The organism is Sandarakinorhabdus rubra, from assembly GCF_010994245.1.
Lineage (GTDB): Bacteria > Pseudomonadota > Alphaproteobacteria > Sphingomonadales > Sphingomonadaceae > Sandarakinorhabdus > Sandarakinorhabdus rubra.
In genome coordinates this window covers 1-5910 of sequence record NZ_WMHO01000166.1, presented here as the reverse complement: position 1 = coordinate 5910, position 5910 = coordinate 1, and the positions used below count along the sequence as shown (strand labels likewise).

10 protein-coding genes are annotated in these 5910 nt (G+C 68.8%); 9 read left to right on the top strand and 1 reads right to left on the bottom strand.

Annotation, left to right across the window (positions count from 1 at the left end; all coding sequences use genetic code 11):
• A partial coding sequence (pyk, locus tag GJV64_RS10530; protein ID WP_164157188.1) for a pyruvate kinase occupies positions 1-1168 on the bottom strand: 1168 nt, incomplete at its 3' end.
• 78 nt (positions 1169-1246) lie between these two features.
• Here pyk and GJV64_RS10525 point away from each other — a divergent pair.
• The 9 genes from GJV64_RS10525 to ruvC all read left to right on the top strand — a co-directional run.
• Complete coding sequence (locus tag GJV64_RS10525) at positions 1247-1579, top strand: DUF1244 domain-containing protein (protein ID WP_164157187.1); 333 nt, start codon at positions 1247-1249, stop codon at positions 1577-1579.
• 31 nt (positions 1580-1610) lie between these two features.
• A complete protein-coding gene (locus tag GJV64_RS10520; RefSeq protein WP_164157186.1) occupies positions 1611-1850 on the top strand; it encodes a DUF2312 domain-containing protein in 240 nt (79 codons plus the stop codon).
• Between the two features lie 15 nt (positions 1851-1865).
• Positions 1866-2501 carry a glutathione S-transferase family protein gene (locus tag GJV64_RS10515; protein ID WP_164157185.1) on the top strand — a complete coding sequence of 212 codons (636 nt, stop codon included), beginning with the start codon at positions 1866-1868 and terminating at the stop codon, positions 2499-2501.
• 58 nt (positions 2502-2559) lie between these two features.
• Positions 2560-3042, top strand: a complete 483-nt coding sequence (locus GJV64_RS10510) for a (2Fe-2S)-binding protein (protein WP_268920641.1) — start codon at positions 2560-2562, stop codon at positions 3040-3042.
• Complete coding sequence (locus GJV64_RS10505) at positions 3035-3808, top strand: FAD binding domain-containing protein (protein WP_164157184.1); 774 nt, start codon at positions 3035-3037, stop codon at positions 3806-3808. The genes GJV64_RS10510 and GJV64_RS10505 overlap by 8 nt, the downstream gene beginning before the upstream one ends.
• A gap of 11 nt (positions 3809-3819) precedes the next feature.
• Positions 3820-4140: a heavy metal-binding domain-containing protein gene (locus tag GJV64_RS10500; RefSeq protein WP_164157183.1), complete on the top strand. Its 321-nt coding sequence runs from the start codon at positions 3820-3822 to the stop codon at positions 4138-4140.
• Between the two features lie 126 nt (positions 4141-4266).
• Positions 4267-5007 carry a YebC/PmpR family DNA-binding transcriptional regulator gene (locus GJV64_RS10495; protein WP_164157182.1) on the top strand — a complete coding sequence of 247 codons (741 nt, stop codon included), beginning with the start codon at positions 4267-4269 and terminating at the stop codon, positions 5005-5007.
• A 23-nt stretch (positions 5008-5030) separates the two neighbouring features.
• Positions 5031-5453 carry a YybH family protein gene (locus tag GJV64_RS10490; RefSeq protein WP_164157181.1) on the top strand — a complete coding sequence of 141 codons (423 nt, stop codon included), beginning with the start codon at positions 5031-5033 and terminating at the stop codon, positions 5451-5453.
• Positions 5450-5910, top strand: a 461-nt coding sequence (gene ruvC, locus GJV64_RS10485; RefSeq protein WP_235927697.1) for a crossover junction endodeoxyribonuclease RuvC, incomplete at its 3' end; no start/stop codon positions are given. The genes GJV64_RS10490 and ruvC, both read left to right, overlap by 4 nt.

Genomic DNA, 5910 nt, shown 5'->3' with positions numbered 1-5910 from the left:
GCCGCGCCGTTGAGCCCGAGATGGTGAAGCACACCAGCGCCCTCGCCGCGATGGTGCGGCCCACCTCTGCGGCGGCCGCGGTGATCGCCGCCGCGGTCGAGCGCCCGGCGGCGCTGGCGGCAAAATCCACCCGGCCCTGATAGCCGGGATCGGCCTCCACCGCGCTGGCGATGGCGTCCATCATCGCCACGGCTTCGACGGGATAGGCGCCGGCGGCGCTTTCGGCCGAGAGCATCACGGCGTCGGCCCCGTCGTAGATGGCGGTCGCGACGTCCGACACCTCGGCGCGCGTGGGGGTTGGGGCGGTGATCATCGACTCCAGCATCTGGGTGGCGACCACCACCGGCTTGCCGGCCATGCGGGCGGTGGCAACGATGCGTTTCTGGGCCGGCGGCACGCTTTGCGGCGGCAGTTCGACGCCCAGATCGCCACGCGCCACCATCACCGCGTCGGCCAGCTCGAGGATCTCCTCCAGCCGCTCCAGTGCCGCCGGCTTCTCGATCTTGGCGAGCAGCGCGGCGCGCCCGCCGATCAGCCGCCGTGCCTCGGCCACGTCTTCGGGGCGCTGCACGAAGCTTAGGGCGATCCAGTCCACGCCCTGGTCGAGCGCGAAGGCGAGGTCGGCGCGGTCCTTTTCGGTCAGCGCCGGCAGCGGCACCACCACGTCGGGAATGTTCACCCCCTTGTTGTCCTTGATGGTGCCCGGCACCTCGACGACGCAGTCGATGGCGTCGTCCGACACGGCAGCGGCGCGCAGCACGATCTTGCCATCGTCCACCAGCAGCCGGGCGCCGGTGCGGATGGCGGCAAAGATCTCGCGGTGCGGCAGGGTCACGCGGGTGGCATCGCCAGCGGCCGTGCGGCGGTCGAGCCTGAAACTGGCGCCGGCAACCAGCGCAGCGCTGCCCCCGGCAAAGCGGCCGACCCTGAGTTTCGGACCCTGCAGATCGGCGAGGATGGCGATCGGCCGGCCGCTGGCCTTTTCCACGGCCCGCACCGCGGCGATGAGGGCGGCCTGCGCCTCATGGTCGCCATGGCTCATGTTCACGCGGAAGGCATCGGCGCCAGCGGCGTGCAGGCTGGCGATCATCGCCTCGCCGGCCGAGGCAGGCCCGAGTGTCGCCAGCACCTTGACCCGGCGGCCGCGCGGCTGAAGATGGCGTGACATGCGGAAGAACCCTTGGTTGCAATCACCTGCCACGCTAGCGGCAGTTGCCGCCAGGTGCCACACGGGAGCGACAGCAAAATGACCGAATCTGCGCCAGTTCTGGCCGATCCAGACACCCTCGAGCGGCTGGAGGCGGCGGCCTTCCGCCGTCTGGTGACCCATTTGCGCCAGCGCAGCGACGTCCAGAATGTCGATCTGATGGGCTGGGGCGGCTTCTGCCGCAACTGCCTCGGCGACTGGCTGCACGAGGAAGCGGCAGCCTTAGGGCTGACGCTGTCGAAGGACGAGGGCCGCACCCATGTTTATGGCATGAGCCAGGCCGAATGGAAGGCCAAGCACCAGGCCCCGGCCAGCCAGGAGCAGCTCGACCGGATGGCCGAATCGCTGGCGAGGAACGAGGCCGTCCGCTAATCCCGGCCATCATTTCAGCACGGGATCGATCATGAGCGACGAGAATGTCTCCGCCAGCCAGCTGCGCCTGTTCATCGAGCGCATCGAGACGCTGGAGGAAGAGAAGAAGGGCATCGCGGATGACATCAAGGATGTCTATGCCGAGGCCAAGGCGACCGGCTTCGACATCAAGACGATGAAGACGCTGGTGCGCCTCAGGAAGATGGAAACAGCGGCCCGGCAGGAAGCCGAGGCGTTGCTGGAAACCTACAAGGCGGCCATCGGCCTGTAACGGGGAGGGAACGCGATGATACTCTATGGTGGCAAGCTGTCTCCGTTCGTGATGCGGCCGTTGCTGGTCAGCCGGGCCAAGGGCGCCGAGATCGCGCTTGCGCAGTTCGAAGGCGGCATCAAGTGCCCCGAGTATCTGGCGCTGTGCCCGACGGGGAAGATGCCGCTGCTGGTGGACGGCGATTTCGCGCTGCCGGAAAGCCAGGTGATCGCCGACTATCTGGATGCGGTGCTGCCCGGCCCGTCGCTGCTGCCCGCCGACGAGAAGGCGGCGGCTCGCGTGCGTCTGCTGGTGCGCCTGGCCGATGTCTACATGGTGCCCAGCCTGGGTGGGCTGTTCAGGGGCCGAGAGAACCCGGCCGGCGTGCCCGATGCGCTCAAGGGCATGGGCGAGGCGCTTGGCTACATCGAGCATTATCGCCGCGCCGACGACGGCTTCGCGGTTGGCAGCAGCTTCACCCAGGCCGATGCCGCCCTGATCCCGCTGTTCTTCTTCCTCGACGCACTTGATGGCCCGATGCCGACAAAGGCGCTGGTGGCGGCGCGGCCGGGCCTCGCTGCCTGGTGGGCGCGGGCCAAGGCCAGCGAGCTTGGCGCGCAGGCGGTGGCGGAACAGGCCGAAGGGCTGCGCCAGATGATGGCCAGCCGCTGATTCCTGACTGCTGATTGCTGATGCAACAGTTGCAGGCTAGGCTCGCGGGAACGAGGGGATGAAGATGCAGATCACGCTGTCCATCAACGGCCAGAACCACGGGGTCGATGCGCCGGCCGCCACCTTGCTGGTGGAAGCGCTGCGCGATCACCTGGGGCTGACCGGCACCCACATCGGCTGCGACACCAGCCAGTGCGGCGCCTGCCACGTGCTGCTCGACGGCGTTGCGGTGAAGGCCTGCACCGTGCTGGCGGCGCAGGCGCAGGGCCAGGCGATCACCACCATTGAAGGTCTCGGCACACAGCAGGCACTCCACCCGATGCAGCAGGCGTTTCGCGACGCCCACGGCCTGCAATGCGGTTTCTGCACGCCGGGCATGGTGATGGCGGGCCTCGAGATCGTGCGCCGGCACGGCACGCAGCTGACGCCCGAGCTCGTCGCGCACGAGCTGGAGGGCAATCTGTGTCGCTGCACCGGCTACATGAACATCATCAAGGCGATCGTGGCCGGGGCCGCAGCGATGGAGCAGAGCCATGCATGATTTTGCCCTCCACCGCCCGCGCAGCCTGTCGGAAGCGACGGCGCAATTCGCGAGTGGCGGCGAGGCCGCCTATCTGGCCGGCGGCCACACGCTGCTGCCGGCCATGAAATCGCGCCTGCGCATGCCTGATGCGCTGGTTGACCTGTCGGGCCTCGGCCTGTCCGGCATCCACCGCGAGGGAGACCGCCTGTGGATCGGCGCCATGACCCGCCATGCCGATGTCGCTTCTGGCGCCACCGCCATTCCGGCGCTGGCTAGCCTCGCCGCCGGCATCGGCGACGCACAGGTGCGCAACCGGGGAACGCTGGGCGGCAGTGTCGCCAACAATGATCCGGCCGCCGATTATCCGGCCGCCGTTCTGGGGCTGGATGCGGTGGTGGAAACCGATCGCGCCACGCACGCTGCCGATGATTTCTTCCAGGGCATGTTCACCACGGCGCTGGCCGATGGCGAGATCATCACCCGCATCGGCTTTGCCATCCCGCAGGCGGCGGCCTATGCCAAGTTCCGCCACCCGGCCTCGCGCTATGCCATTGTCGGTGTGTTCGTGGCGCGGTTCGCGGCTGGCTGGCGCGTGGCGGTCACCGGCGCCGGGCCGGGCGTGTTCCGCTGGGCCGAGGCCGAAGCCGCGCTGGCGGCCGGGCAGGGCGCGAATGGCGTCACCCTGGCGGCCGATGATCTCAACAGCGACATCCATGCCGGCGCCGAATATCGCGCGCATCTTGCCGGCGTGATGCTGCGCCAGGCCGTGGCCACGCTGGCCTGAAGGGGCACGCGATGATCGTCACCACCACACCCTCGGTCGATGGCCGCACGGTGAGCGAGTATCTGGGCATCGTCTCGGGCGAGGCGATCATGGGCGCCAACATCTTTCGCGACTTCTTTGCCGGCATCCGCGACATCGTCGGCGGCCGCGCCGGCAGTTGGGAAACGGTGATGCAGCAGGCGCGCGAGGAGGCGCTGGCCGAAATGCGCCACCATGCCGCCCGGCTGGGCGCCGATGCCGTGGTGGGCGTGCAGCTCAACTTCAACGCGCTGGGCGCCAGCGATTCGATGCTGATGGTGGCGGCCAGCGGGACCGCGGTGAAGCTGGGCTGAGCGGCGACAGCTGGCCTGGGGGCTGATGGTGGCGGCCAGCGGCACGGCGGTGAAGCTCAGTTGATTGCCGTTTTGGCTGGCCGTTGCTAAGGCCGCTGCCATCCCGATTGCAGCGAACCAAGCGACATGGCCGGCCACAGCAAATTCAAGAACATCATGCACAGGAAGGGCGCGCAGGACAAAAAGCGCAGCGCCCTGTTCTCCAAGCTGTCGCGCGAGATCACCGTGGCGGCCAAGATGGGCATGCCCGATCCCGCCAACAATCCGCGGTTGCGGGCAGCCGTGCTCGCTGCCCGCGCCGAGGGCATGCCCAAGGACAATATCCAGCGTGCCATCGACAAGAGCCAGGGGGGCGACACCGCGAATTATGAAGAGGTGCGCTATGAAGGCTTCGGCCCCGGCGGTGTGTCGCTGATCATCGAGACGCTCACCGACAACCGCAACCGCACCGCCACCAACGTGCGCACGGCGATGGCCAAGAATGGCGGCAACCTTGGCGCTTCGGGCAGCGTGTCCCACGGCTTCGAGCGGCTGGGCCTGATCAGCTACCCCGCCGCCGCCGGCAGCGCCGATGCCGTGTTCGAAGCGGCGCTCGACGCCGGCGCCGACGATGTGGAATCAAGTGAGGACGGCCACGAGATCTGGTGCAGCATCGAAAATCTGCACGAAGTGGCGCGCGCGCTGGAGCCGGTGCTGGGCGAGGGCGGCCAGGCGAAGCTGGCCTGGAAGCCCGGCACCATGGTGACGGTGGGCGCCGAGGATGCCGCGCAGCTGATGAAGCTGATCGACGTGCTGGACGATGATGACGACGTCCAGACCGTGTGGGGCAATTACGACGTGCCCGAAGACGTGATGGCCGACCTGTGAGGCTGGCGGCGCTGCTGATGATCATGGCCACCCCTGCCGCCGCCGCCGAAGCCGACATCAAGGCCGAAATCAAGGCCGCCCGCACCGCCTACAACGCCGCCATTGCCGCCCGCGACGTGGCCGGCGTGCGCGCCGCGCTGGGGGAGGGCTATGTCGGCATCGCCGGCACCGGCGGCGAGGCCATCATCGGCGCCGATGCCATGGCCGAATATTTCGCCCGCGCCTTCAGGACGCCGGGCTTTCTGGGCTTCGTGCGCACGCCCGACATGGTGACGGTGGCGGAGCCGCCGCAGCGTGCGATGGAGCGCGGGCACTGGTCGGGCGGCAGCCTGTCCGGCCGGATGAGCGGGGAGTATCTGGCGGTGTGGGTGCCAACACCCGAGGGCTGGAAGCTGCGCAGCGAGACGTTCGTGACGCTGACCAACAACGCGCCCGGCCCGAAGTGAGAACCATCATCGGCCTCGATCCCGGCCTGGCCGCCACTGGCTGGGGGGTGATCGTGGCCGATGGCAACCGGCTGCGCCATATCGGGCACGGCACGGTGAAGACGCCGGCCAGCGCCCCTCTGGTCGATCGGCTGGCGGCGCTGCATGATGGGCTGATGGCGGTGATCCGGGAACATTGCGTGCAGGAGGCGGCGGTGGAGGAGGTGTTCGTCAACGCCAACCCGCAATCGACGCTGAAGCTGGGGCAGGCGCGCGGCGTCGTGCTGCTGTGCGCCGGGCGCTGCGGCCTGCCTGTGGCGGAATATGCGACAACGCTGGTGAAGAAGGCGCTCACCGGCACCGGCGGCGCTGCCAAGCCGCAGGTGCAGGCGATGGTGGAGCGGCTGCTGCCCGGCGTGGCGGTGGCCGGCGCCGACGCCGCCGATGCCTTGGCCGTTGCGATCGCCCACGCGCACCT

What these genes read in the sequence shown, in the direction of transcription:
- GJV64_RS10500 (WP_164157183.1), top strand. Translation starts at nt 3,820, where the DNA reads ATGATCGTCACCACCACACCCTCGGTCGATGGCCGCACGGTGAGCGAG.
- GJV64_RS10515 (WP_164157185.1), top strand. Translation starts at nt 1,866, where the DNA reads ATGATACTCTATGGTGGCAAGCTGTCTCCGTTCGTGATGCGGCCGTTG.
- GJV64_RS10490 (WP_164157181.1), top strand. Translation starts at nt 5,031, where the DNA reads ATGGCCACCCCTGCCGCCGCCGCCGAAGCCGACATCAAGGCCGAAATC.
- GJV64_RS10510 (WP_268920641.1), top strand. Translation starts at nt 2,560, where the DNA reads ATGAAGATGCAGATCACGCTGTCCATCAACGGCCAGAACCACGGGGTC.
- GJV64_RS10520 (WP_164157186.1), top strand. Translation starts at nt 1,611, where the DNA reads ATGAGCGACGAGAATGTCTCCGCCAGCCAGCTGCGCCTGTTCATCGAG.
- GJV64_RS10495 (WP_164157182.1), top strand. Translation starts at nt 4,267, where the DNA reads ATGGCCGGCCACAGCAAATTCAAGAACATCATGCACAGGAAGGGCGCG.
- GJV64_RS10505 (WP_164157184.1), top strand. Translation starts at nt 3,035, where the DNA reads ATGCATGATTTTGCCCTCCACCGCCCGCGCAGCCTGTCGGAAGCGACG.
- GJV64_RS10525 (WP_164157187.1), top strand. Translation starts at nt 1,247, where the DNA reads ATGACCGAATCTGCGCCAGTTCTGGCCGATCCAGACACCCTCGAGCGG.